The organism is Acinetobacter sp. I-MWF, from assembly GCF_025433935.1.
GTDB classification, from domain to species: domain Bacteria; phylum Pseudomonadota; class Gammaproteobacteria; order Pseudomonadales; family Moraxellaceae; genus Acinetobacter; species Acinetobacter guillouiae.
This window is the reverse complement of record NZ_JAMBAR010000001.1, coordinates 78,700-103,208: the sequence shown is the minus strand read 5'-3', so window position 1 is coordinate 103,208 and position 24,509 is coordinate 78,700. Positions and strand designations below refer to the sequence as shown.

The following is a 24,509-nucleotide window of genomic DNA, read 5'->3' as shown; positions in this document are numbered from 1 at the left end:
ATCAGATTTTAAGCTTAAATATCATTTAAGCCTAAAACGTCTTTCATATCGTATTTTTTTGCATCTTTGCCGACAACCCAAGCGGCTGCACGTACAGCACCAGCAGCAAAATTCATACGATTCGTGGCTTTGTGTGTCACTTCTACACGCTCACCTTCGCCAATAAACATCACTGTATGTTCGCCCACAATATCACCACCACGAATCGTTTCAAAGCCAATGGTTTCACGTTCACGTGGACCTGTATGTCCCTCACGACCATAGACAGCAACTTTCTTTAAATCACGACCCAGTGTGTCAGCAACAGCTTCACCCATCATCAGAGCAGTACCTGATGGTGCATCTACTTTATGACGGTGATGTGCTTCAATAATTTCAATATCCACAGTATCGCCAAATACTTTAGCTGCCAGCTCAAGTAATTTAATCGAAACATTCACACCCACTGAATAATTTGCCGCATAAACAATCGGTGTCTGAGTCGCAGATTGATTTAACAGCTCTTTTTGTTGATCCGAGAAACCAGTTGTACCAATCACCATTGCAACACCAGCAGCACTGCATAGTTTTAAATTATGTTCAGTTGCAACAGGCGCAGTAAAATCAATTACCACATCCACATCTTTGAGGATCTCTTCCAAGTTGCCAACCACTTTAATCCCCACAGCACCAATTCCTGCAAGCTCTCCTGCATCTGCACCAATTAATGTGCTTTCTGGGCGCTCTACTGCAGCAGCAAGTTGAAAACCTGCTTGTTGTACAGCTTGAATCAATGTACGGCCCATACGGCCACCTGCACCTACAATACCAATGCGTGGAGCTGCTGACATACGATCTTCCTAAATCTGAATTTGAAAATTTGGCTCTACTATAACAAAACTCGGTTCTAAGACGACGTTTCAATATAAAAAAATACTGTGATCTTTTTGCTTGCTTTGGGATCTGATGCGCTCATTGGTCCGGAATAGCCTGAACGAATAAATAGATTAATTTTATAAAATATATCGGTAAAACTTTGAAAAATTTACAACTTTTCAAATTTATTTCATCAAAATGCAAGAATCCCACAGCAGACTACATGCCACGAATGAAAATAATATGGCTTATAAGGAGATCAATATGCATTCGAATAAAATGGCTTTCGCCCTGGTACTCGGCATGATGATGACAAATGTTTGGGCTGAATCAGCGCCTGCAACAACATCAGCAACAACTGAAGAAAAAACACTTGTTCAATCCAATAGCAGCACAGCATCTGAACCTCAAACAGAAGTTCGTATTGAAGATATTGATGCACCGATCATCGAGTAATAAGCACCTATTTTTCAGCGGTTGAGGGTATGTCCAATATCTTCGACCTGTCTTTTTTAAAATAGCTCAATTCAATTGTAATCATCATCATAAAAATCAGGCTTTATCGCTAAACATTAACAGTTATATTATTTTTTAAATCATCTAAAAATTTATTGAAATGTATATTAAATTACAGCTAAAAATAACTAAAAAGTAAAAATTAAATTTTTCAGATCTATTAAACTAAAAGCGCTTGGATGCAATCATAAAAAGCAAATATCAAAGGAAATACCATGCAACTCAAAAAAATCATTTTAGGATTGGTGATGACAACAACTGTTTCACTCGTTTGGGCCGAAGACACAACGCCTACATCCACTCCTGCCCCATCATCGGAATCATCGACACCAGCAACACATCCCGCGGTGATACTCCCCCAAGATGATAATTCAATAGATGCGGCCCCGGATGACAACGAATTTGATTTATCACCATCAGATCAAGCATCAAAATAAAAAAAACGGAGCAACAAGATCTGCTGCTCCGTTTTTACATATTCAATGTTTAGCTTGCTAAATGAAAAGGTCTAAACTCAATTAGTCAAATAAACGATCGAAGAAAGATTTTTTCTTCGGTGACGATTTATTGTCATCACTTTCCATCGTGGCTTGAAGTTCTTTCAATAGCTCACGTTGGCGGCTGGTCAAATGTACAGGTGTTTCCACTACAATACGGCAAAGTAAGTCACCTTGCATACTGCTACGTACAGGTTTTACCCCTTTACCACGTAGTCGGAACATTTTACCAGTTTGTGTACCTTCAGGCACTTTCAAACTGACTCGACCATCCAATGTTGGAATTTCAAGTTCTTTACCTAAAGCAGCATCTGCGATACTGACTGGCACATCCATATATAAGTCTGCACCATCACGTTGGAAGATATCGTGCTCACGCACTACGACTTCAACGTATAAATCACCAGATTGACCATCACGGATCGCTTCACCTTTACCTGTTAAGCGAACGCGATCACCATTATCAACACCTGCTGGAATAGTAACTTCAAGGGTCTGCTGACGATCTGATACACCTGAACCATGACATTTGCTGCATGGATTTTTAATAATTTTACCTTGTCCACGACAGGTACTACATGTCTGCTGAACAGAGAAGAAGCCCTGTTGCATACGCACTTGACCTGCACCATGACAAGTCTTACAGGTTTCTACATCATTTGGATTTTTTGAACCTTTACCATCACACACTTCACAAGGTGCTGGTGCAGTAAAGGTAATGGTTTTCTTAACGCCTCGCACCGCTTCTTCAAGCGTTAATTCCATAACATAACGCAGGTCGGAACCACGACGTGCACGTTGCTGACCACGGCCACCACCGCCAAAAGCGCCACCGAAGATGTCACCAAACTGACTGAAAATGTCTTCGGCACTGAAACCACCACCAAAGCCACCGCCGCCCATACCACCTTCAAAGGCGTTATGACCCATACGGTCGTACATGCTACGTTTTTCACCGTCAGAAAGAATTTCATATGCTTCCGCACATTCTTTAAACTTTTCTTCAGCTTCTGAGTTGTCAGGATTACGATCTGGATGATACTTCATCGCCAACTTACGGTAGGCTTTTTTAATTTCATCATCACTAGCGGTTTTAGCAACACCTAAAACCTCATAATAATCACGTTTAGCCATGATTGGCGATGCTCCACAAAATTTGATAATACTTCTATGCAGAGTAAATTGGGGGCGATGTTATTTTTTACAAGCGTGAAATGTGTTTTTTTTTAAAAAACAGCTTTTTTCTGTAAATATTTAGTAAAACCTTTGAGCCATATATTGAGTAAATATAACCATGCAATGGCACTAAATACCACACCAGCCACAGTGCACGCTTTTACCCAAATGAAACTGTCCCAATAGAAAAAGATTAACGGAATAAACCATAGCGCAGCAAAGGCTGCCAAAATCAAAAAAATGAGAGCATTGCGCATAATCCACAACGCTTGCGCATGTATCCATACCTCTGCATTATCTGCCACTGCTACTTTACGTGCTAACCAATACGCCAACACGGCTGTAATCACCGTAAACAATGCAAGAAACATAAACAAATAAGAGCTCGTAATAAATTTACGATGCTGTTCTGGATTTGTTTGCCCCATGGGTGTTTTTGACCTCAAATTTATTGCATACCGATTTACTTATTATGCAATAAAATTTCCTATGTTATTTTCTGTTAAAGATTAAGTGCTACTATATTGAAGTTTTCAATTTTTCGCACCTAATATTCTCAACAATTTATGTATTTTCTGTAGTTTTTTTAATCTTAAACCAAGTCGCATACAACGCTGGTAAGAAAAATAACGTTAAAAGTGTCGCAATAATTAAACCACCCATAATGGCCACTGCCATTGGTCCAAAGAAAATACTCCGAGAAAGCGGAATCATGGCCAATACCGCTGCCAAGGCGGTCAGAATAATGGGACGGAATCGACGAACTGTAGCATCCAAAATCGCATCCCATTGATTCTGACCAGCTCGAATATCTTGTTCGATCTGATCAATCAAAATCAGTGAGTTACGCATAATCATTCCAGATAATGCAATTGTACCCAGCATCGCCACAAAACCAAAAGGCTTATTGAATAAGAGTAGGAATAACACCACCCCAATTAAACCTAACGGCGCTGTCAAAAATACAATGAATGAACGCGAAATACTCTTTAACTGCAGCATCAGCAAAGTAAATACCACCGCAAGGAATAATGGCATCCCTGCATTTACAGAAGTTTGCCCTTTTGCCGACTCCTCTACCGCGCCACCAACTTCTAGCAAATAACCACTTGGTAAGGTTGTACGAAGCTGATCCATTTTTTCAGCCAGCTCATTGACCACCGTTGCAGGCTGTAACTTGGTCCGAATATCTGCACGTACAGTAATGGTCGGTAAACGATTGCGGTGCCAAATCAAACCATCTTCAAATTTATATTGGAGTGTAGCGATTTGCGCCAAAGGTACGGTGGTGCCTTTGCTTGTTGGAACAGCAAGACTGGATAATGCTTCAACATTGACTCGCTCAGCCTGATCACCGCGGATACGAACATCAATCAGCTCACGTTTTTCACGATATTGATTGATAATTGCACCCGATATTGAGCTGTTTAAAAAATTCGCCAAATCTTCTGAGGTCACACCCATTTGACGGGCACGGTCTTGATCAATCACCAAAGAAATGATTTTACTTTGCTCACCCCAGTCCAAATGAACATTTGCGGTATTTGGATTTTCACCCACCAGTTGAGCAACTTTTTGCGCCTCCTGACGAACAATCGCAATATCTTCACCCGATACACGAAATTGCAATGGATAGCCGACTGGAGGACCATTTTCTAATAAAGAGACACGGATACGCACCTGCGGCAATAATTGGCGAATTTGTGTATCTAAGGATTTACGAATTTCATCACGATCATCCAATGACGATGCTAAAACCACAAATTGTGCAAAACTGGCTTGTGGCATCTGTTGATCTAAAGGCAGATAGAAGCGTGGTGTACCTGTTCCTACATAAGCAACATAATTATCAATGCCCTTTTGCTTGGATAAAAATGCCTCGACTTTCTTCACGGCATCTTCAGTTGCAGTCAGTGATGCACCTTCTTCCAATTTTAAATCAACCAAAATTTCGGCACGGTTTGAAGACGGGAAAAATTGTTGGGGTACAAACTTAAACATCACCACAGACAGAACAAAAACCCCAACCGTAATTGAAATGACGGTTTTTCTATAAGTCACACACCAGTTCACCAATTTTCTAAAGCTTTGATAAAATTTAGATTGATATGGATCAAAATGCTCACCAGTATGATGAATCACTGGCTGAGGTTCTGGTTGCTTTCGTAATCTTGCGAGAAGACGCTGATACCACGGCGCTTTTTGTGGCACTTTGTTAAAATCTGGAAGTAACTTATCGCCTAGATAAGGAACGAAAACCACAGCAGCAATCCATGAAACAATTAAGGCAATGGTCACCACTTGGAAAATTGAACGGGTATATTCCCCTGTGCTTGATGCGGCTGTAGCAATAGGTAAAAAACCTGCTGCGGTAATTAATGTTCCTGTCAGCATCGGAAATGCTGTACTGGTCCATGCAAAACCAGCAGCCTTCATCCTGCTATAACCTTGCTCCATTTTGATGGTCATCATTTCGACGGCAATGATGGCATCATCGACCAATAACCCTAAGGCCAGAATCAAGGCCCCTAGAGAAATCTTATGCAAGCCAACATCAAATAAATTCATGCCTGCAAAAGTCATCGCAAGCACCAGTGGAATCGAAAATGCCACCACCAAACCTGTACGGAAACCCAGCGAAAAAAAGCTCACCAATAAAACAATAATGACCGCTTCTGCAAGAACTTTGACAAATTCATGAATACTGCGTTGTACAGCCACTGGTTGATCTGAAACTTTTTTCAGCTCCATACCTAAAGGCAGTGATTTTTGTAAGGTTTTAAATTCAGTTTCTAGGTTTTTACCCAATGCGATGATGTCACCGCCTTTACGCATAGAAACTGCTAAACCAATCCCGTTCTCGCCCATAAAACGCATGCGAGGTTGTGCAGGCTCACTAAATCCACGATAAACGTCAGCAACATCGCCCAGTTGAATGGTTCTATTTCCCACCAACAATGGCATTTTTTTCAAGTCATCGACACTTTTTAAAGCACCACTGACTCGCACTTGAATACGGTCAGTGCCTGTTTCAAAAAAGCCTGCACTGGTCACACTGTTTTGCTTTGCCAAAGCCTCTTGGATTGCAGTAACGGGTACGCCCATTTGCACGGCTTTGGTGTTGGAAAGCTCAATCCAGATTTTTTGATCTTGTAAGCCCACCAGATTGACTTTACTGACATCTTTAACCCGTTGTAAGCGAAGCTGCAAACGGTCTGCATATTCTTTTAACGTTGCATAATCAAAATCTTTGCCTGTTAGGACATAGATATTCCCAAAGGTGTCACCAAATTCATCATTAAAGAACGGCCCCTGAACACCAGAAGGTAACTGTGTTTTGATATCGCCTACTTTTTTACGCACTTGATACCAAACATCTGGAATTTGGTTAGATTTTAATGAGTCTTTTGCCATAAACATGACCATAGACTCACCCGGACGCGAGTAAGCCATAATCTTGTCATAGAGCCCTGTGCTCATCAGTTCTTTTTCAATTTTATCGGTAACTTGTAAAGAAACCTCTTGAGCTGTTGCACCAGGCCAATAGGTTTGTACCACCATGACTTTAAAAGTAAAGGGTGGATCTTCACTCTGAGAGAGTTTTGAATAGGAAAATAGCCCAACAATACCGAGCAAAATCATAAAATAAAGTACTAATCCTTTATTTTTGAGTGCCCATTCTGACAAGTTAAAGGCGTTAAATGGACTCATGATCATGCTCCTTTTTGAACAGTTACAGCACGATTTTCACGGTCTACCGGTTTTATTTTTTGCTTTTCACGAAGTAAATGTACCCCTCCTACAACCACCCATTGCCCAGGACTTAAGCCATTCACAACAGTAACGCTGTCACGACCATAGCTGCCCAAAGTCACTGAAACTTTACGAATCGTTTGATCTGGATTCACCACCCAGATATAGGCTTGATTATTGTTTGCTGAGACGCTAGATAAAGGCACACTCAATACATTTTGAATATTTTGATTAAAAAATACCCGCGCACTTTGCCCAAGTTGAATAGCGGACTGCCCTTCTTTTAAAGCCACTTTAACCATAAATGTACGTGATTGATCGGCTGCTGGAGAAATCTCTCGAACATAGGCAGCAAATCGATCTTGAGGTTTAGACCATAAAGTTACCCATGCATTTTGACCGACTTTAATCTCGGCAATGGCTTGTTCAGGTACACCTATCACCACTTCACGATCACCATCAATCGCCAGTTGGTATGCCGCTTGCCCTGCTGAAATCACTTGCCCAGTTTCAATATTACGTTGGGTAATCACCCCATTTTTATTGGCAATCAATTGGTTATAACCTGTTTGATTGGCGCTCACATCATAATTAGATTGGGCTTGTTTTAAACTTGCCTGAGCAGCATCATATTGATTTTTCACTGAATCATACTGTGAACGACTCACGGCATTGATCGGTAAGAGCTGCTGAAAGCGTTTAAATTCATCTGCTGCAGCCTTAGCCGCAGATTGTGCACTTTCAAGTTGTGCTTTGGCTGAATTCAATTGTAATTGGGCATCTTTCACATCAAGTTTTGCTAAGACTTGCCCAACTTTGACACGAGCCCCAACATCGACATAGCGTTCTGTAATTTGTCCCCCGACACGGAATGCCAATGCTGTTTGCTGTCGAGCTTGAACATCCCCCGCATAACTTTTTTGGTCTTCATGTGATGTTGCAGGTTGCGTCACCATCACCAAGGGAATTTGTTCCGCTTCAGGTGCTGGTTTGCTACACCCCACTATTGTTACACTACACAATACCAATAGGCTCGTGATCATTAAATTTAAACTACGCATAGGCAAGGCTCTTAATCAAATGCATTTTTTCGGGCAAAATAGAATGAGTATATTTATTTGCTCATTTTTTAATTAATATACTGCATGGTACAGTAATTGTGAATCGTGTATAGAGTAATTGACCTATTTTTCTTTTTTTGGAACTTATTGTGCAAATAACAGCTGGACGTCCCAAGGACTTAGAAAAACGGAAACACATTTTGGAAGCCGCCAAAAAGCTATTTCTAAAATTGGGTTATCATGGTTCAAGCATGAACCAAATTGCCAAAGAAGCAGGCGTCACAAAGCTGACGGTATATAACCATTTTCAAGATAAAGAAACTTTATTTTGCTGCTCCATTGAAGAGACTTGTGCTGCATCCATCAATGCCCGGCCATTGCAGCTCAATGCTCAAAGTAATTTTTATGCGCATTTTTTTCAGGCGTGCGAGTTGACACTCACTGTTATTAGCTTACCTGAAGCCATTAAACTTGAGCATTTGCTGTTAGAACTTGCCGCAGAAAAAAATCCTTTGGCTTTACAATTTTATAATTCTTCCCATCAAAGAATGTGTGCAGTCTGGCAAGATTTTTTCCAACAAGCGGGCACGCTTAAATTTATTCAAGCAGATAACATTGAAAAACAAATCAATCTGATTCTGTCATTATTATTGGGTGTTCGACACCACGAGGTCTTATTGGGGATCCGCCCAATTCCCACCGAAGATGAAAAACAGCAAATCATCACCGAAAGTATTGATTTATTTATGATGAAATATAAAGCCAACTGAAATTATTTAAAAACAAAATAATGTCCAATTGTTGTTTAAGGCATACTCAATGCATATCGCATAGGCTTGTTGATATCAAAAGGGCAAAAACTAAAGCTAAATATCCAAATTAAAATTAAGCCAAAGTCGACTTCTTGCACAGTCATTTACATACTTTTGTAGGGAGTCTCTTGGATTGTGGTGGAATCACGTTATATTCGAGATAACAAGAACTGGAGAGTAACAAATGGTTCAACAAATTGATGCTCCGCTGCGTGAAGATGTACGCTTACTCGGAAACCTTTTAGGCGAAACGCTAAAGGAACATGCAGGACAAGATTTGTTTAATCAAATTGAACAAATTCGGGCTTTAGGTAAAGGTGCTCGAGATGGTCAAATTGAAGCAGAAAAACAACTTGAACAATTATTTTTAAATTTAAAAGATGATGAAATTCTGCCACTCACCCGCGCCTTTTCACACTTTCTAAATTTTGCCAATATTGCTGAACAATATCACGTTGTGCGTAGTCGTCGTCAAAGTGAGTGCGATGAAAATTCACCATCACCCAATGTGCTGGATCATTTGTTTAGCAAATTCAAAGATCAGCAAATTTCAGCAGAAACGCTCTATAAACAAATTTGTGAATTAAAAATTGAATTGGTTCTCACGGCGCATCCAACCGAAGTCAGTCGTCGTACTTTAATCCAAAAATATGATGGCATTAATCATTGCCTGTCTACTTTTGACCAGCAAAAACTGACACCTAAGCAACGTGCAGATGTGTTAACCGATTTAAAACAACTGATCTGTTCTGCATGGCAAACTGACGAAATCCGTCAGCATCGCCCAACCCCGATAGATGAAGCAAAATGGGGTTTTACCACGATTGAACAGACCTTATGGAATGCGGTTCCAAAATTCATCCGTGAATTGGATGACCTCGTTCAGGACAATTGTGCAAAAGCTTTGCCTTTGGATATTTCTCCAATTCGTTTTGCATCTTGGATGGGGGGTGACCGTGATGGTAATCCGAATGTCACCCATAACATTACTCAAGAAGTTTTGTGGTTGTCACGCTGGAAAGCGGCTGACCTTTATGTACGTGATATCGAAGATCTTCGTTGGGAACTCTCGATTGAAGCCTATTCCAATGAGCTACTTCAAGCTTTGGGTTATAGTCATCCTGAACCTTACCGTGAATATTTACGTGCGACCCGTGAACGCCTCAAAGCAACCCGTCAATGGTTGGCTGATAAATTACGTGGTCAACATTCAGATGTAGATCGCAGTTTAATCATTCGCCATAAAGATGAATTATTACAACCGTTATTACTTTGCTATCGTTCACTGATGGCATGTAATTTACCTGAGATTGCCAATGGTAAATTGCTCGACTTTATCTATCGGGTAAATTGTTTCGGTATTGAATTGCTTAAACTGGATATTCGCCAAGAGTCTGGTCGTCATCGCCAAGCCATCTCAGCAATTACTGAATATCTCGGTTTGGGTAATTTTGAGACATGGACAGAACAAGCGCGTCAAAATTTCTTATTGCAAGAATTACAAAGCAAACGCCCATTATTGCCTAAACATTTAAATGAGCCTTCAGGTAGTCTGATTGAAAACCCTGATGTTCAAGAAGTCTTTGCAACCATGCGTACTTTGGCTGAACAACCCAAAGAAAGCTTAGGCGCTTATATCATTTCAATGGCGGAATATCCAAGTGATGTTTTGGCGGTACTGTTACTACAAAAAGAAGCGGGAATTGAGCATCCATTACGCGTTGTTCCTTTATTTGAAACCTTGAAAGACTTGGATGGTGCTGCAAGTACCATGAGTACCCTGTTCAATATGCACTGGTATAAACAGCATATCCAAGCTAAGCACGAAGTCATGATTGGCTATTCGGACTCGGCCAAAGATGCTGGCTTTATGTCCGCAAACTGGGCCCAGTATCGTGCGCAAGAAGAGTTAACGGCAATTGCCAAACAACACGGCGTTCAACTGACTTTGTTCCATGGTCGTGGTGGTTCAATCAGTCGTGGTGGTGCACCGACGCAACAAGCATTATTTTCTCAACCACCGGGTTCAATTTCAGGCGCAATCCGTGTGACTGAACAAGGTGAAATGATTCGCTTTAAATTTGGTCTAGAAGAAATTGCCTTACAAAATTTGGAAATTTATGCTGCTGCGACCTTAGAAGCGACATTATTACCACCCCCTGTGCCAAAACAAGCATGGCGAGATTTGATGCACAGCATGACGGATTTATCTGTTCAGGTGTATCGTCAGACTGTGCGTGAAAATCCTCATTTTGTTAAATATTTACGTACCGTCACCCCTGAGCTTGAGTTACAAATGTTGCCACTTGGTTCACGCCCTGCGAAGCGTAAAGTCAGTGGTGGGATCGAATCTTTACGTGCCATTCCTTGGGTTTTTGCCTGGACCCAAATTCGTTTAATGCTTCCTGCTTGGCTGGGTACTGGCGCAGCGATCAACCAAGTGATTGATCAAGGTCAAAAAGCGGTATTGGATGAAATGTTAACGGAATGGCCTTATTTCCAAACCTTAATTGATATGTTGGAAATGGTTCTCTCTAAAGCCGACTCAAATATTGCACTGTATTATGAATCTCATCTTACCGATGATGAAGACTTAAAAGTACTTGGTGCTGAATTACGTCAACGCTTGCATGATGCAGTACAAACCCTGTTGGCGATGAAAGGTGAATCGCAGCTGTTAAGTTCCAATGATGTACTTGATCAAGCCATGAAAGTACGTAAGCCGTATTTATTACCCTTGCATTTATTACAAGCCGAATTGATGAAACGTCGTCGTGCATACTTGGCTGAATGTCAGGCGGAGCATACGCCTGTAGATCATGCACTGATGGTCAGTATTGCTGGTATTGCGGCAGGTTTACGTAATACGGGTTAAGTTCAAGTTTCTTTGAAGGGGTACATAGGTACCCCTTCAACTTAGTGACCCTTGATAAAGTCATTTCTTTGATTATGGATATAGGCAGAAAAGCATTGGCTTCTTGTTTGGAAGCAAATATTAAAACTGCTACTCATCCAAGTATCGACTTGACTTTGTTTATAGAAAATTTCTGCAATAGGATGAAGGTAATAATTAAACCCATCTGCTTGTTGCTCAAAAGAACTATAACTTCGTGCATTGCTATACAAGTTGTTTAAATCTTGCGTTATTTCCTGAATATTTTGGTTAAAAAACCAAACGATTACATCGTTATTTTGAAATTCACGAGTTCGATAAACGCCTGTTTCATCACATTCAACCGCAAAAATTTTTGCACCTGAATCACTAAAGCTTGAATAGAGCAATTTGGATGATTGGATTTGCTCATGCTGACCAACCTCCATTTCACGAATTTGTCTCGATATATTTAAACATTCTGGTAATTTTTTAAGATCAGATTCAGCATTATTAATAAAAAGTCTTATTGCTTTATCAATGACATACATTTCACCCGTTCCCGTGATAACACCGCCATCCCACCCATACAACTTTACATCGTCATATTCCTCAAAATCATTGATATTTTTATCTTTTAATTGAATGTTTTTGTTATCTACAGCAACCACTACACCATCCTCAAGTTGTATAGCAATGATAAAAGTCATATTGTTCATTTTTGTAAGATATGCTAAACATATAATATCAACAAACTAATAAATGGTATAGTCATGGCTGGTGGTTCACAAATCATCATTTCAAAAAATGGCATAACAATTAAAACACCAAATGATTTTAAAGTTTTTGCCGGGCAACATCAGTTTAAAACGGGAAGTCGTGTTAAAGCTGAAATTCCAACACTTCCTATCTTAAAAGAAGAGACTCTATTTAGTAATAAATGGGATTTTTATGATCTTTTTTACCAGACTGATTTTTCTAATGTGAAATATAAACTCATCAATAATAAAAATAACACCTATGTTTCAGGAACACTGGATCAGCATGGGCGAACTCAAAGACTAAGCTCGGACCATAATGATAACTACGATATTCTCATTGGTACAGAAGAAGATTGGACCGTGTCTGTAGATGATGGTCTTGACGATGAGGACGCGTTTGAATACCTATGCCGTTCACATGACCAGCATGATCAAGAGGTTTAATGATGAATTGCTTAGCAAATATTAAATTTCTTGATGCATTAGAACAACCTATTCAAGGATTAGTCCATCAACTTTGGGTGGGGTCTTCTCTTATATCTGATCATGTTACTCCTGCCAGTGGTGAATCTGTTTGGTTTAAGCGACCTATAGGCACGATGATTGATGTGAGGATCAGAAGTAGTACATCTGGGGAATATCAATCTAAAGTCAAAATACAGCTGGTTGGAGAAAAAACAATTTTTATTGTTCGTAGCCCAAAAGTTTTACTGAAAGGCGTGAATCTTTCTACAAAGGATGTGGCAACTGGTACTTATCTAAGATCAACCTATATTGTGGCTGAAGGTGATTATTTATCTCGAATAGCGAATGATAATCAAACAACGACATCAGAATTGATCAAAATAAATAATTTAAAAAGTGATACAGATATTCATCCTGGGCAAGTGCTAAAAATCCCTGTCAAAAAAACAGCAACACTTGAAAATAAAACTAAGCCAGTAGAAACAAAACCTCGTCAGCAAGAAAAAACCACGATCATTGTGGTTCAGTACAAAGATACATTAACTTTAATTGCAAAGCTTACAGCTAATACGGTCGATGAAATTAAAAAGCTTAATGGGCTAAGCGATGATCATCTCCGTGAGAATCAAAAGTTAAAAGTTTATGAGCGTAAAGTAGGGCTCACTCAAGCAAAAGCTAAAATTGAGAGCAAGAAAGATAAGAAATCTACGCCACCAAAAGTAAAACAGAATGCTTCTCAAAACAAAGAAGAATCTCCTGTGGCTGAAGTGGAAGCATTTGATCCTGTCAATACTAGTGGCTTATTACCAGAGGCATGTGGAGGAGAAAAGCATTACAAACGGGCATTAGCTAGAATTTCTGAACTTCATCCAATATATCAACCCTACATAATTCAATTAATTAATACTGGCTACCAAACACTCAACATATGTTGGACAATTACGGATGGTTATAGAAGCCCTGCAGCACAAGGCGCTTTATCTGGCGGGGTTACAAAAGCGGGACCATTAAAAAGTTATCACCAATATGGTTTGGCTGTAGATGTTTGGTCTGTGCGAGATGGTGAAATTGTTGCCTATAATCAGAAATTATCTCCACAAGACAGAAGAAATAGTGCAGAAGAAGATCATAAAAAATTAGGACCAATTGGTGAACAATTAGGATTAGTATGGGGTGGTCGATGGAAATCCCTAATTGATAGACCTCATTTCGAATTACATCCGAATGGAAAAACATGGCGTGACTTAAGACCTCAACTTTTAGTACTTGGTATAAGTAATTATAAAAAATTAAATTTTTAGCTTTCGGAGTGTTTATGAAAAATGTTTTAGCCTTGTTATTTTTTATTTTTATAGTTGGAGGTTGTACAACTAAAATCACTGATTCTTATAAATATACAGGATATGAAATTAAAAATAAATTTAAAATCTTACAGAGCTTTATCATAGATTATGAAATTGAAAATGGAGGTCCCGTCTTTGATAATGAAATTAGTATCTATAAATTAGATAAAAAAAATTGTGTGATTATTTCTCAAATAGATGGTGATTCTGGAGTATATGGAACTGAGACAATATTATATTTTTTCAATTCAAAATTTTTAACAGGTTACAGAGAAAATTATAGTTATACTGTTTTAAATAATGAAGGAACTCTAAAGTCGAAAATTCCAAAATATGAGAAGCATATGATTAATAATAAAAATCTTGTCGAGTTAGAAAAAGAATTTCAAAATTATATAAAGTATATAAACAGAAGAACGTTGAATCAGTGCTAACGAAAAATGAAACTATTAATTTAGAATAGAAGCAATTTCACACAAATAAAATGCCTAATTCATCAACAATTGCAAAAAAATCTCAATTTGAATGGAAAAAATTTAAGCAGTTACAAAATCCTGAATTATTCTTCTTTTTTATATTTATATTTTTTAATACTTTGATTTTACGCACTAACATCATTCAAATATTTGACCAAATGGTACAAAACATCAATTTTCCCTAATAAATGCAAGTGCTTAGTTTGACTAAAATGATTAAAACTCTCGAAAAGAAAGCGTATGATGTGTCCAATTTGTTTTTTGAGTGCTCAATTTATGTCCAACTGGTTTCCCAAATGGCGTCCTTATTCTGGCAGCATTGATGCAAGACCTGTCGGTACCAATGAGTATTTACCTCCTGCGCAAAGTGTCGTTTTAGGGATTCAACATGCATTTGCCATGTTTGGTGCAACTGTACTCGCGCCCTTTTTAATGGGCTTTGACCCAAACCTTGCCATTTTAATGTCAGGGATTTGTACCATCTTATTTTTTATTGTTACGGGTGGTCGTGTTCCAAGTTACCTAGGTTCAAGCTTTGCCTTTATTGGGGTCGTAATTGCTGCAACTGGCTATGCTGCATCAGGTACAGGTACACCAAATGCAAATTTAGCTGTTGCAGCTGGCGGGATCATGGCATGTGGTGTGTTGTATGCAATGTTCGGCTTACTCGTCATGGCAACGGGAACCAAATGGATTGAAAAACTCATGCCACCAGTGGTGACTGGTGCAGTGGTCATGATCATTGGTTTAAACCTTGCGCCTGTTACGGTGAAAGGTGTCGCTGGTAATGACTTTAATATGTGGATGGCCTTGGTCACTGTACTGTGTATGGGTTCAATTGCTGTATTCACGAAAGGGCTATTACAACGCTTATTACTATTAGTCGGATTGTTATTGGCTTATTTGATCTATTTCATTGTTGCAAATGTAATGGGAAATGGAACACCGATTAATTTCACGCCTATTCAACAAGCTGCATGGTTTGGTACACCCACTTTCCATTCACCTGTTTTTGATCTCAATGCAATGTTAATTATTGCCCCGATTGCTTTAATTTTAGTGGCAGAAAACTTGGGGCATATCAAAGCAGTCAGTGCCATGACTGGCGAAAACCTAGATCCACAAATTGGTAAAGCTTTTGTTGCAGATGGTATTGCAACCACGCTTTCTGGTGGTGTCGGCGCACCTGGTATGACCACCTATGGTGAAAATATTGGTGTAATGGCCGTTACGCGTGTTTATTCTACGATTGTTTTTGTCATTGCTGGTATTTTTGCAATTTTCTTAGGGTTTTCACCTAAATTTGGCGCAGTTATTCATACCATTCCAACGGCGATTTTAACAGGTGCTTCAATCGTGGTCTTTGGTTTAATTACCATTGCGGGTGCGAAGATTTGGATTGAAAATAAAGTCGATTTTTCTCAAAATAAAAACTTGATGGTTGCCGCAGTAACAATCATTTTAGGAACGGGTGACTTTGCCCTTCAATTTGGTGATTTCAACTTGGGTGGTATTGGTACTGCAACGTTTGCAGCATTGATTCTGAACTGGTTCTTTAGCTTAAAAGATAAATCATAATTATAAATTGAACCTATTTTAAGCAGCCAAAAGGCTGCTTTTTTTTATTTTATATAATGTGAGCATCTATCCACAAATAAACGTTTTTTATTTCTTGGAGAGAGGTCTCACTCGATACATTTGGGTGATCAAGTTCGTTTAACAAGTATTGAAACGCTGCTTTTTGTTCAGGATATACATCTATCGCTTGTGCCACAGTATCATTTAAATTGCATGGCCATCCTTCTATATTATCCAATGTTAAAGGAAGCAGTCGTATTATCCGTTTAATTAAAGATTTTTTAAGGTTGATTAATTCTTTTGCTGTTTGATCAGATGCCTCTAATATGCGTAAATACCCTTGTATATCTGCATCATAACCACTATTTATCGCCTTAATTACATCTCGATCAATTTGAACATCGTTAAAAAGCGCAGATAAATCTTCTCCATAAATGTGCTGACAAAAGAATTTGATCCATGCTCCCCAACTTTGTAGGGAATGCTCATTTAAAACCTCGTCTAGAAAACCAATATCGACATCAACTTTAGGTATAAATGGGTGTAAAACCCTAAGATTTGCGCTTATTTCAGCAATTTTTTCATTTAAATTTTTAGGTTTATTTTTAAAAACAACACAAAGGTCTAAATCTGACTGACCGATAATTGCAATGCCTTGAGCGACACTGCCATAAACATAGATACTATGTAAATCTTCGGCAAAGCTGCGACTAAAAGCGTTAATCACCTCTTCTAGCACGGGCTGAAATGCTTTTTGAATCCTCATTGATTGCAACATTCATTCACTTTTTAATTTTTAAAAAAAATTAACAATTGAGACAAAATAAAATATACTCATTTTAATTAGACTATAAAAACTAAAAATGATGAACATGAATAAATTTTTTTTTGTTACTCTCATTATATGCCTAACAATAAATCCTCTCCTCGCAGAAAATCAAACTCTTAAAGATATTCAACTTCTTGCGGAACAAGGAAATTCCAATGCACAATTCAGATTAGGCAACATCTACTTGCAAGGAAAAGAAACAGAAAAAAACCCCATCAAAGCTTTAGATTGGTACACCAAAGCTGCTGATCAAGGGCATTCAACAGCTCAATTTGCACTAGGAGTTCTATATGACTTTGGTGAATATGCTGACAGCATAAAACAAGATTCTGTAAAGGCAATCAAGTGGTATACAAAAGCAGCAGATCAAGGTGTTGCCATTGCTCAATTTAACCTTGGAAATAACTATTACAATGGCAATGGTACAGATAAAAACTATGCAAAAGCGTTTGAATTATTTACAAAGTCTGCATTTCAAGGAAATGATGATGCTCAGTTTTATTTAGGTTTAATGTATGCTTATGGGCAATATGTTAAACAAGATTATGAGCAAGCGTTAAGCTGGTATACTCAATCGGCTAATCAAGGGAATAGTAAAGCTCAATTTAATCTTGGAAACATGTATTTATATAAAAAAGGCGTAGAACAAAATTATACTAAAGCATTTGAATGGTGGACTAAAGCAGCTGATCAAGGTCTTGTTAATGCCCAATTAAATTTAGCTTATGGTTATTATACTGGTCAAGGTACTCAACAAAATTTTGTAAAAGCTTTCGAGTGGTACAATAAAGCTGCCAATCAAAACTCTATTACAGCACAACTTTACCTAGCAAAAATGTATAGAGATGGTGAGGGTGTAAAACAAGACTATTCCAAAGCATTTGAGTGGAATAGTAAGGCATCAGCCCAAGGAGACCCCACTGCGTCCTACAACTTGGGCATTATGTATAGAGATGGTGAAGGCGTAGCTCAAAATTATAAAAATGCTTTTGATGCTTTTAACAAAGCTGCCAATCAAAATCATAGTTCAGCATTATATAATTTAGGAGTCATGCACTCTAAAGGTTTAGGTATACCTCAAAACTCTACCAAGGCTCTTGAGGCGTTTAGTAAAGCTGCTGATCTAGGACTGCCTGAAGCTAAAGAGATTTTAAATAAAGTTAAAAATACAAATACTTTGCTATATTTTTAAAGCTGAACTATTGATATTCACTCTCTTTCCAACATAGCTTTTAAACAGGGAGAGAAAAACAAATTCCCTTGATACATTCCCCGCAAAGTTTTGCTCATCACCATCACCCACAACATCATTAAAATTGCAGCAAATGCTAAGCCTGTATCTACAATAAAACTGAGATGTAATTGGTGACCTAAACTCAATATTGCCAAGGTAAATACACCCAGTGGGAAAGTCAGGCCCCACCAACCAAGATTAAATGGTAGCTCGGTTGCCGCATGTTTAAGTGTGGTTAGAACTGCGATTGCAACCCACCACACACCAAAGCCAAGCAAAATAAAACTTGCCACAATCCCAGCATTTTGAAAGAACACACCTAAATTTTCTAACTGAATCAATGCCAAGACTTGAGGAGCCTGAGCACCTAGAACCAAGAGTGCCAATGCACCTGTACCAATTGGCCCTAAAGCTAACCAGCTCGTAATTGCCAACTCTTTGCTCGGCAATTGATGTACAGCCAAACGTAACATCAGAATGGTGAGAATCCCAAAAGCAGGCAATACAGACATCCCCCACAGCATATAACTGGCGAATAAAATAGCCACTGCCTGTTGACTAGCATGTATATGCGCTAAAAGTAAGCCGCCTGATGTTGCTGCAACTTCACAGGCCACAATTGGCAATAGCCACATTGCAGTCATTGTATGCAATTGATGATCTTGTTTATGGAACATACAAAACGGTACCAGCACCCCGATACCCACCGCTAAAACCACATCGACGTACCACAACAACTGCGCAATTTGGAACGCAACATCACCATACATAGGTATGCCATATTTTAAAAAGCCATTTAGTACCGTTGCCAACCCCATTGGAATTGCACCTAAAAAGAGTGCCATTGCGGGATGGGAAAAAATCTGCTTCGCTTCTTGAGGATAGATGAGCCAGCGTAGAACATACAGTATGATAAATACAGTAAACAGTAGTGTGTTGAACTGCCATAAAATAGTTGCCACCTGCCATAAAAAATCAGATGCAAACGGAAATTCAGGCAAGATCAGTGCAACAACCCCTGTTCCCATGGTCATGGTGAACCAGTTTGGCGTAAACTGTCGAATCACATCACCTGTTTGTTCAAGTTGGTAAAATGGCTTTTTCATTGCTTCATCCTCATTTCAGCAGATAAATTGATTATAAAAGCATCTTCTAATAAATAAAATTGATTTAATTTCATAAAATGAATCAACTTTGCTGATATAAAAGTATTCTCAGTCATTTTTTTCTGGATAAAAACACAACAACAAAGACGAAACTGTGAGATTATGGCAATATATAGTCCTTTCAAATTTTAAGCTTATTTTGAAACCATGCAGCTGTTACGTCTAAATGCCTTAGCACCAAATTTTCAATTGCCCCAAACCGCTGTGACGATTGGCAATTTTGATGGTGTCCATTTGGGACATCAGGCGATGGTTTCTCAACTCAAAGAAGTGGCGAAAGCCCAAAATTTAAAAACCTTGGTGATGATTTTTGAGCCACAACCTTTAGAGTTTTTCAAAGGCTATGAAGCACCACCACGGATTTCATCACTCAGAGAAAAAGTAGAATATTTATCTGAATTGGGTGTCGACTATATTGCTATCGCTAAATTTGATAATCAATTCCGTAGCTTAAGTGCTGAAAACTTTGCAAGCCTGTTAAAAAACAAACTCAATGCGCAAAGTTTGATCTTAGGTGATGATTTTCACTTCGGTAAAGACCGTCAAGGCAATAGTGAATTTTTAAAACAATATGGTTTTGATGTCACCAATCTCAATACCATTGAATTTAATGGCGAACGTGTCAGTTCAACCCGTATTCGCCAAGTTCTCCAAGCGGGTGACTTATCACTTGCAGCAAAATTATTAGGTCGTCCATACAGCATGATTGGTCGTGTGCAATATGGTGATCAAATTGGTCGTACTTTGAATTTTCCAACCATCAATGTTCGACTTGGCCGTCATAAACCCTGTTTAAGTGGTATTTATGCTGTTGATGTTATTTGTGAAAGTACCTCATTGACACAGAAAGTCAGAGCTGAGAACCCCGATAAAATAGGTGTTGCTGGCTATCAAACAGATGCGTTATTTGGTGCGGGCCATGTGGGAACACGCCCTGCAATCAAACAAGAACATCCAGAATGGCGATTAGAAGTACATTTTCCAAATGTTTCTGCTAATCTGTATGGTCTGTTAATGCGAGTCACTTTCCTCGACTATTTACATGGTGAATTAAATTACCCATCACTTGAAGCGCTTCAGGCGGGAATTGATGATGATGTCGAGCGTTTGCTTGAGTTTCGCAAAAACACCCCCAAATTTCCTTTTTAACTTAAACTTTTATTGTAAAACGCGTCAGCAATGGTGCTGATAATATTGGATGACAACTTGCATGAGCGATAAGCAAACTTCTGAAAATGCAGTGGATTATAAAGCCACGCTAAACCTACCAGGTACTGAATTTGCAATGAAAGCAAATCTCGCAGTACGTGAAGCAAAATGGTTAGAAGAGTGGTATGCCGACAACATTTATCAGCAGATTCGTGCTTCGCGTATTGGCAAGAAAAAATATATTCTGCATGACGGTCCTCCATATGCAAATGGTTCATTGCATTTAGGTCATGTCGTCAATAAAGTTTTAAAAGACATTATTGTTAAAAGTCGTACTTTAGATGATTTTGACGCACCTTATGTTCCAGGTTGGGACTGTCATGGTCTACCAATCGAACTCAAAGTCGAAGAAAAAATCGGTAAAGTTGGCGTAAAAGTTGATGCATCGACTTTCCGTAAAGCCTGCCGTGAATATGCATATACCCAAGTCGAATTACAGAAAAAAGACTTTGTTCGTATGGGCGTGTTTGGAGACTGGGATAATCCATATCTCACCATGAACTTCAAACAAGAAGCAGATATTGTTCGCGCGCTCGGTGAAATTGCCAAAGCAGGTCATATCGAACCTGGTCTAAAACCAGTGAACTGGTGTATGGATTGTGGATCATCACTTGCTGAAGCAGAAGTGGAATATGAAGATAAAAAATCTGATGCAATTGATGTGGGTTTCGGTGTTGTAGATCTTGCTGATTTGTCTGCAAAAGTGGGTGTCAGCGTTAACAATCCAACAGATATCGTGATTTGGACAACGACACCTTGGACATTACCTGCAAACCAAGCGGTTGCCTTACATGCGGATATTGCCTATCAATTGGTGCAAGTTCAGTCTGAGCGTGGTACACAAAACTTAATCTTAGCCAAAGATTTAGTTGAATCTGCATGTGAACGTTACAAACTTGAACAACCAAAAGTATTGGCTGACTTTGTTGGTGCGACGCTCGAAAACTTACAATTACAACATCCATTGATTGTAGATCGTCAAGTACCTGTGATTTTAGGTGAACATGTCATTGCAACCAGTGGTACAGGTGCTGTGCATACTGCACCTGGACATGGTGTGGACGATTATAAAGTTGGCTTAATCTATAACTTAAAAGTAGAAAACCCTGTAAGTGGTAATGGTGTATATTTACCGACTGCACCTCTTTTTGCAGGCGAGCACATTTATAAAGCCAATCCAAAAATCATTGAAGCATTAACCAATGTTGGCAAACTCTGGGCACATCTGCCAATTAAGCACAGTTATCCGCATTGCTGGCGTCATAAAACACCAATCATTTTCCGTGCAACCCCACAGTGGTTTATCAGCATGGATGCGAATGGGTTACGCCAAGATGCTTTAAATGCAATTGAAAACGACATCGACTTTGTCCCTGATTGGGGTAAAAACCGTATCAAGTCAATGATTGAAGGTCGCCCAGACTGGTGTATCTCTCGTCAACGGACTTGGGGTGTGCCGATTCCATTCTTTGTACATAAAGATACCAATGAATTGCACCCTCGTACCGCAGAGCTCATTGAAGATGTGGCGAAGCTCATCGAAAAAGAAGGCATTGATGGTTGGTATAACCGTGAGGCCAAAGCATTTATCGGTGATGACGCTGAACAGTACAATGCTGTTCGTGACACGCTCGATGTATGGTTTGACTCAGGTACAACGCACTATGCAGTATTGCGTGAACGTGCAGAACTGCAAGATCCTGCTGATTTATATCTTGAAGGTTCTGACCAACATCGTGGTTGGTTCCAGTCTTCATTGCTCACGTCGATTGCGATCCATAAACGTGCACCTTATAAAGCCCTGCTTACGCATGGTTTTACCGTGGATGAAAAAGGTCGCAAATTATCGAAATCATTGGGTAACTTTATCCCACTTGAAGACATCATCAAGCAGTTAGGTGCTGATGGTTTACGTTTATATGTTGCATCAAGCGATTATCGTTATGAAATTGCCGCAAGTAACGAAATCTTTAGCCGTGTAAGTGACAGCTATCGTCGTATTCGTAATACTTTACGTTTCTTATTGGCAAACTTGAACGGCTTTAAACCATCAACAGATGCGTTACCTGTGGACCAATTGATTGCATTAGATCAATACATCCTACAACGTGCAGCAGACGTACAGAAAACCATTCAACAAGCTTATGAAGATATGAACTTCCATGTCGTCACCAATGCTTTGACCAGTTTCTGTATCAATGATTTGGGTGGTTTCTACTTAGACATCATCAAAGACCGCCAATACACAACTAAAGCTGATTCAACAGCACGTCATTCTGCTCAAACCGCGTTGTATCATTTGGTTCAAGCCTTTGTTCGTTGGATGAGCCCTATCTTGAGCTTTACAGCACAAGAAGCGTGGCCATTGATTCCAGAACAAACTGAAAAATATGTATTTACAGCGCATTGGTATGATATTCCAGTGGCATCAAGTACAAACTTGATCTCTGAAGCAGATTGGCAAACCTTAATTGAAGTCAAATCTGCGGTTAATAAACAGATTGAGACAGCGCGTAATGCTAAATTGGTTGGTAGTAACCTGTCTGCTAAAGTTGAACTTTGGGCAAATACAGACCTACAAAACGTCTTGAAGCAATTGGGCGATGAGCTTCGTTTTGTCTTGATCACCTCTCAAGCAATTGTTTATGACTACGCTGAGCAAGGTGAAGCAACAGAGCTTGAAGGCCTACGTGTTAAAGTTTCTGCTGCTGAAGGGGAAAAATGTGCACGTTGCTGGCATGTCCTTCCAGATGTGAATACACATCATGCACATCCAGGCCTTTGTTCTCGTTGTATTATTAACCTTCCTACAGGTCAAGGTGAAGAGAGAAAATATGCCTAATCCGCAAAATAAAAAGGGCTTATTGCAGTTTTATCCGCATAATTTGATGTGGCTTGGACTTTCTGTCCTTGCCATTATCATTGACCAATGGACAAAAAACATTGCAAGTGCAGAGCTGACTTATGCTCAACCTGTACCTGTACTGCCCTTCTTAAATTGGACATTACTGCATAATTACGGCGCAGCATTTAGCTTCTTGTCTGATGCGGGTGGTTGGCAGCATTATTTATTCACAGGTCTTGCAGGCGTTGTATCGATCATCTTTATTTTTTGGCTTATGCGTATGCCAAAAACCACGCTGATCTTACCTGCTGCAATCGCATTGATTCTTGGCGGTGCATTGGGGAATTTAATTGATCGGGTAACATTAGGTTATGTGGTCGATTTTATTCATTTGCATTACCAAGGCAGTAGTTTCCCTGCATTCAACATTGCCGATAGTGCGATCACTCTCGGTACGATTTTATTGTTAATTGATACCTTCTTTTTAGAAAAGCATCGTATTCAACGTGCGGAAGCGCAAAATGACTGAACAAATGATTAACCCCAATGACGAAACGCGTGTTGCGGATGGCTCAAAAGTAGAACTGCATTTTTCTGTTGCTATCGAAAGTGGTGTTGAAATTGATAACACACGTAGCCGTGAAGAGCCTGTAAGCTTAGTGATCGGGGATGGCAGTTTATTGCCAGGTTTTGAAAAAGCCTTATTTGGTCTTCGTGCAGGTGACCGTCGTACTGTTAGCCTTCCACCAGAAGATGCTTTCGGTCCGTGGAATTCTGAAAATGTGCAAAAATTCGATACAGTAAAATTTGAACAACGTCCTGTTGAAGGCCACATGATTGAGTTTGAAGACAAAGCCAAACAAAGTCTATTTGGCGTGGTTAAAACTGTCGGTGAAGACATCACTGAAGTGGATTTCAACCATCCACTCGCAGGTAAAAATATCACGTTTGAAGTAGAAATCTTCAAAGTTACCCCTGCGGGTCAACAAGGTGTGAAAATTATGTAAGCCTTTGCTTATATAATATTTAAAGCTCCTTCGGGAGCTTTTTTATTGATACAA

At 39.3% G+C, this 24,509-nt stretch carries 21 protein-coding genes; 13 read left to right on the top strand and 8 right to left on the bottom strand.

Annotation, left to right across the window (positions count from 1 at the left end; all coding sequences use genetic code 11):
• Window positions 1-14: 14 nt before the first annotated feature.
• Window positions 15-830 (bottom strand): 4-hydroxy-tetrahydrodipicolinate reductase, encoded by an 816-nt coding sequence (gene dapB / locus M2R48_RS00450; RefSeq protein ID WP_004718838.1) that lies wholly within the window; start codon window positions 828-830, stop codon window positions 15-17.
• Window positions 831-1,119: 289 nt separating this feature from the next.
• Between dapB and M2R48_RS00445 the strand changes: the two genes are divergently transcribed.
• Window positions 1,120-1,311: a hypothetical protein gene (locus M2R48_RS00445; RefSeq protein ID WP_262084772.1), complete on the top strand. Its 192-nt coding sequence runs from the start codon at window positions 1,120-1,122 to the stop codon at window positions 1,309-1,311.
• 275 nt (window positions 1,312-1,586) lie between these two features.
• Window positions 1,587-1,808, top strand: a complete 222-nt coding sequence (locus M2R48_RS00440) for a hypothetical protein (RefSeq protein ID WP_262084770.1) — start codon at window positions 1,587-1,589, stop codon at window positions 1,806-1,808.
• Between the two features lie 81 nt (window positions 1,809-1,889).
• On the opposite strand, the gene dnaJ is transcribed toward M2R48_RS00440, so the two are convergent.
• The 4 genes from dnaJ to M2R48_RS00420 all read right to left on the bottom strand — a co-directional run bounded on the left by dnaJ (window position 1,890) and on the right by M2R48_RS00420 (window position 7,858).
• Window positions 1,890-3,002 (bottom strand): molecular chaperone DnaJ, encoded by a 1,113-nt coding sequence (dnaJ, locus tag M2R48_RS00435; RefSeq protein WP_262084769.1) that lies wholly within the window; start codon window positions 3,000-3,002, stop codon window positions 1,890-1,892.
• A gap of 92 nt (window positions 3,003-3,094) precedes the next feature.
• Window positions 3,095-3,472, bottom strand: coding sequence for a hypothetical protein (locus M2R48_RS00430; protein WP_004818242.1), 378 nt, complete (start codon window positions 3,470-3,472; stop codon window positions 3,095-3,097).
• Window positions 3,473-3,608: 136 nt separating this feature from the next.
• The gene (locus tag M2R48_RS00425; RefSeq protein WP_151801881.1) at window positions 3,609-6,755 is read right to left on the bottom strand and encodes an efflux RND transporter permease subunit; all 3,147 of its coding nucleotides are present in this window, start codon (window positions 6,753-6,755) and stop codon (window positions 3,609-3,611) included.
• A 2-nt stretch (window positions 6,756-6,757) separates the two neighbouring features.
• On the bottom strand, window positions 6,758-7,858 hold the full coding sequence (locus M2R48_RS00420; RefSeq protein ID WP_262084768.1) for an efflux RND transporter periplasmic adaptor subunit: 1,101 nt from the start codon (window positions 7,856-7,858) through the stop codon (window positions 6,758-6,760).
• Window positions 7,859-8,007: 149 nt separating this feature from the next.
• Between M2R48_RS00420 and M2R48_RS00415 the strand changes: the two genes are divergently transcribed.
• Complete coding sequence (locus M2R48_RS00415; RefSeq protein ID WP_262084767.1) at window positions 8,008-8,628, top strand: TetR/AcrR family transcriptional regulator; 621 nt, start codon at window positions 8,008-8,010, stop codon at window positions 8,626-8,628.
• A 226-nt stretch (window positions 8,629-8,854) separates the two neighbouring features.
• Window positions 8,855-11,545, top strand: coding sequence for a phosphoenolpyruvate carboxylase (ppc, locus tag M2R48_RS00410; protein WP_096732458.1), 2,691 nt, complete (start codon window positions 8,855-8,857; stop codon window positions 11,543-11,545).
• A 41-nt stretch (window positions 11,546-11,586) separates the two neighbouring features.
• Here the strand turns inward: ppc and M2R48_RS00405 are convergent, their stop codons facing one another.
• Window positions 11,587-12,252, bottom strand: coding sequence for a hypothetical protein (locus tag M2R48_RS00405; RefSeq protein ID WP_262084766.1), 666 nt, complete (start codon window positions 12,250-12,252; stop codon window positions 11,587-11,589).
• A 63-nt stretch (window positions 12,253-12,315) separates the two neighbouring features.
• Between M2R48_RS00405 and M2R48_RS00400 the strand changes: the two genes are divergently transcribed.
• The 4 genes from M2R48_RS00400 to M2R48_RS00385 all read left to right on the top strand — a co-directional run bounded on the left by M2R48_RS00400 (window position 12,316) and on the right by M2R48_RS00385 (window position 16,165).
• Entirely contained in the window at window positions 12,316-12,747 is a 432-nt protein-coding gene (locus tag M2R48_RS00400; RefSeq protein WP_262084765.1) for a hypothetical protein, read from the top strand.
• Window positions 12,748-12,749: 2 nt separating this feature from the next.
• Window positions 12,750-14,069: a LysM peptidoglycan-binding domain-containing protein gene (locus tag M2R48_RS00395; RefSeq protein ID WP_262087427.1), complete on the top strand. Its 1,320-nt coding sequence runs from the start codon at window positions 12,750-12,752 to the stop codon at window positions 14,067-14,069.
• Window positions 14,070-14,083: 14 nt separating this feature from the next.
• Window positions 14,084-14,545 carry a hypothetical protein gene (locus tag M2R48_RS00390; protein ID WP_262084764.1) on the top strand — a complete coding sequence of 154 codons (462 nt, stop codon included), beginning with the start codon at window positions 14,084-14,086 and terminating at the stop codon, window positions 14,543-14,545.
• Between the two features lie 318 nt (window positions 14,546-14,863).
• On the top strand, window positions 14,864-16,165 hold the full coding sequence (locus M2R48_RS00385; RefSeq protein ID WP_004718863.1) for a solute carrier family 23 protein: 1,302 nt from the start codon (window positions 14,864-14,866) through the stop codon (window positions 16,163-16,165).
• A 49-nt stretch (window positions 16,166-16,214) separates the two neighbouring features.
• Here the strand turns inward: M2R48_RS00385 and M2R48_RS00380 are convergent, their stop codons facing one another.
• On the bottom strand, window positions 16,215-16,931 hold the full coding sequence (locus M2R48_RS00380; protein ID WP_262087426.1) for a nucleotidyltransferase domain-containing protein: 717 nt from the start codon (window positions 16,929-16,931) through the stop codon (window positions 16,215-16,217).
• A 106-nt stretch (window positions 16,932-17,037) separates the two neighbouring features.
• Between M2R48_RS00380 and M2R48_RS00375 the strand changes: the two genes are divergently transcribed.
• The gene (locus M2R48_RS00375) at window positions 17,038-18,186 is read left to right on the top strand and encodes a tetratricopeptide repeat protein (protein ID WP_262084763.1); all 1,149 of its coding nucleotides are present in this window, start codon (window positions 17,038-17,040) and stop codon (window positions 18,184-18,186) included.
• Window positions 18,187-18,203: 17 nt separating this feature from the next.
• On the opposite strand, the gene M2R48_RS00370 is transcribed toward M2R48_RS00375, so the two are convergent.
• Window positions 18,204-19,334: a TDT family transporter gene (locus tag M2R48_RS00370; RefSeq protein ID WP_262084762.1), complete on the bottom strand. Its 1,131-nt coding sequence runs from the start codon at window positions 19,332-19,334 to the stop codon at window positions 18,204-18,206.
• Between the two features lie 207 nt (window positions 19,335-19,541).
• On the opposite strand from M2R48_RS00370, the gene ribF reads away from it, so the two are divergent.
• From ribF to M2R48_RS00350, 4 genes are all read left to right on the top strand, one after another.
• The gene (gene ribF / locus M2R48_RS00365) at window positions 19,542-20,543 is read left to right on the top strand and encodes a riboflavin biosynthesis protein RibF (protein WP_262084761.1); all 1,002 of its coding nucleotides are present in this window, start codon (window positions 19,542-19,544) and stop codon (window positions 20,541-20,543) included.
• A gap of 61 nt (window positions 20,544-20,604) precedes the next feature.
• Window positions 20,605-23,445, top strand: a complete 2,841-nt coding sequence (gene ileS / locus M2R48_RS00360; protein WP_262084760.1) for an isoleucine--tRNA ligase — start codon at window positions 20,605-20,607, stop codon at window positions 23,443-23,445.
• Window positions 23,438-23,977, top strand: coding sequence for a signal peptidase II (gene lspA / locus M2R48_RS00355; RefSeq protein WP_004718873.1), 540 nt, complete (start codon window positions 23,438-23,440; stop codon window positions 23,975-23,977). The genes ileS and lspA overlap by 8 nt, the downstream gene beginning before the upstream one ends.
• A complete protein-coding gene (locus tag M2R48_RS00350; protein ID WP_004818226.1) occupies window positions 23,970-24,455 on the top strand; it encodes a peptidylprolyl isomerase in 486 nt (161 codons plus the stop codon). The genes lspA and M2R48_RS00350 overlap by 8 nt, the downstream gene beginning before the upstream one ends.
• Window positions 24,456-24,509 lie beyond the last annotated feature (54 nt).

Bases quoted from the DNA above. Each gene is read 5' to 3' on its own strand.
- M2R48_RS00425 (WP_151801881.1), bottom strand. From the start codon at position 6,755: ATGAGTCCATTTAACGCCTTTAACTTGTCAGAATGGGCACTCAAAAAT.
- dapB (WP_004718838.1), bottom strand. From the start codon at position 830: ATGTCAGCAGCTCCACGCATTGGTATTGTAGGTGCAGGTGGCCGTATG.
- M2R48_RS00370 (WP_262084762.1), bottom strand. From the start codon at position 19,334: ATGAAAAAGCCATTTTACCAACTTGAACAAACAGGTGATGTGATTCGA.
- M2R48_RS00430 (WP_004818242.1), bottom strand. From the start codon at position 3,472: ATGGGGCAAACAAATCCAGAACAGCATCGTAAATTTATTACGAGCTCT.
- M2R48_RS00395 (WP_262087427.1), top strand. From the start codon at position 12,750: ATGAATTGCTTAGCAAATATTAAATTTCTTGATGCATTAGAACAACCT.
- M2R48_RS00350 (WP_004818226.1), top strand. From the start codon at position 23,970: ATGACTGAACAAATGATTAACCCCAATGACGAAACGCGTGTTGCGGAT.
- dnaJ (WP_262084769.1), bottom strand. From the start codon at position 3,002: ATGGCTAAACGTGATTATTATGAGGTTTTAGGTGTTGCTAAAACCGCT.
- M2R48_RS00420 (WP_262084768.1), bottom strand. From the start codon at position 7,858: ATGCGTAGTTTAAATTTAATGATCACGAGCCTATTGGTATTGTGTAGT.
- ppc (WP_096732458.1), top strand. From the start codon at position 8,855: ATGGTTCAACAAATTGATGCTCCGCTGCGTGAAGATGTACGCTTACTC.
- ribF (WP_262084761.1), top strand. From the start codon at position 19,542: ATGCAGCTGTTACGTCTAAATGCCTTAGCACCAAATTTTCAATTGCCC.
- lspA (WP_004718873.1), top strand. From the start codon at position 23,438: ATGCCTAATCCGCAAAATAAAAAGGGCTTATTGCAGTTTTATCCGCAT.
- M2R48_RS00375 (WP_262084763.1), top strand. From the start codon at position 17,038: ATGAATAAATTTTTTTTTGTTACTCTCATTATATGCCTAACAATAAAT.
- ileS (WP_262084760.1), top strand. From the start codon at position 20,605: ATGAGCGATAAGCAAACTTCTGAAAATGCAGTGGATTATAAAGCCACG.
- M2R48_RS00400 (WP_262084765.1), top strand. From the start codon at position 12,316: ATGGCTGGTGGTTCACAAATCATCATTTCAAAAAATGGCATAACAATT.
- M2R48_RS00380 (WP_262087426.1), bottom strand. From the start codon at position 16,931: ATGAGGATTCAAAAAGCATTTCAGCCCGTGCTAGAAGAGGTGATTAAC.
- M2R48_RS00405 (WP_262084766.1), bottom strand. From the start codon at position 12,252: ATGACTTTTATCATTGCTATACAACTTGAGGATGGTGTAGTGGTTGCT.
- M2R48_RS00390 (WP_262084764.1), top strand. From the start codon at position 14,084: ATGAAAAATGTTTTAGCCTTGTTATTTTTTATTTTTATAGTTGGAGGT.
- M2R48_RS00440 (WP_262084770.1), top strand. From the start codon at position 1,587: ATGCAACTCAAAAAAATCATTTTAGGATTGGTGATGACAACAACTGTT.
- M2R48_RS00385 (WP_004718863.1), top strand. From the start codon at position 14,864: ATGTCCAACTGGTTTCCCAAATGGCGTCCTTATTCTGGCAGCATTGAT.
- M2R48_RS00445 (WP_262084772.1), top strand. From the start codon at position 1,120: ATGCATTCGAATAAAATGGCTTTCGCCCTGGTACTCGGCATGATGATG.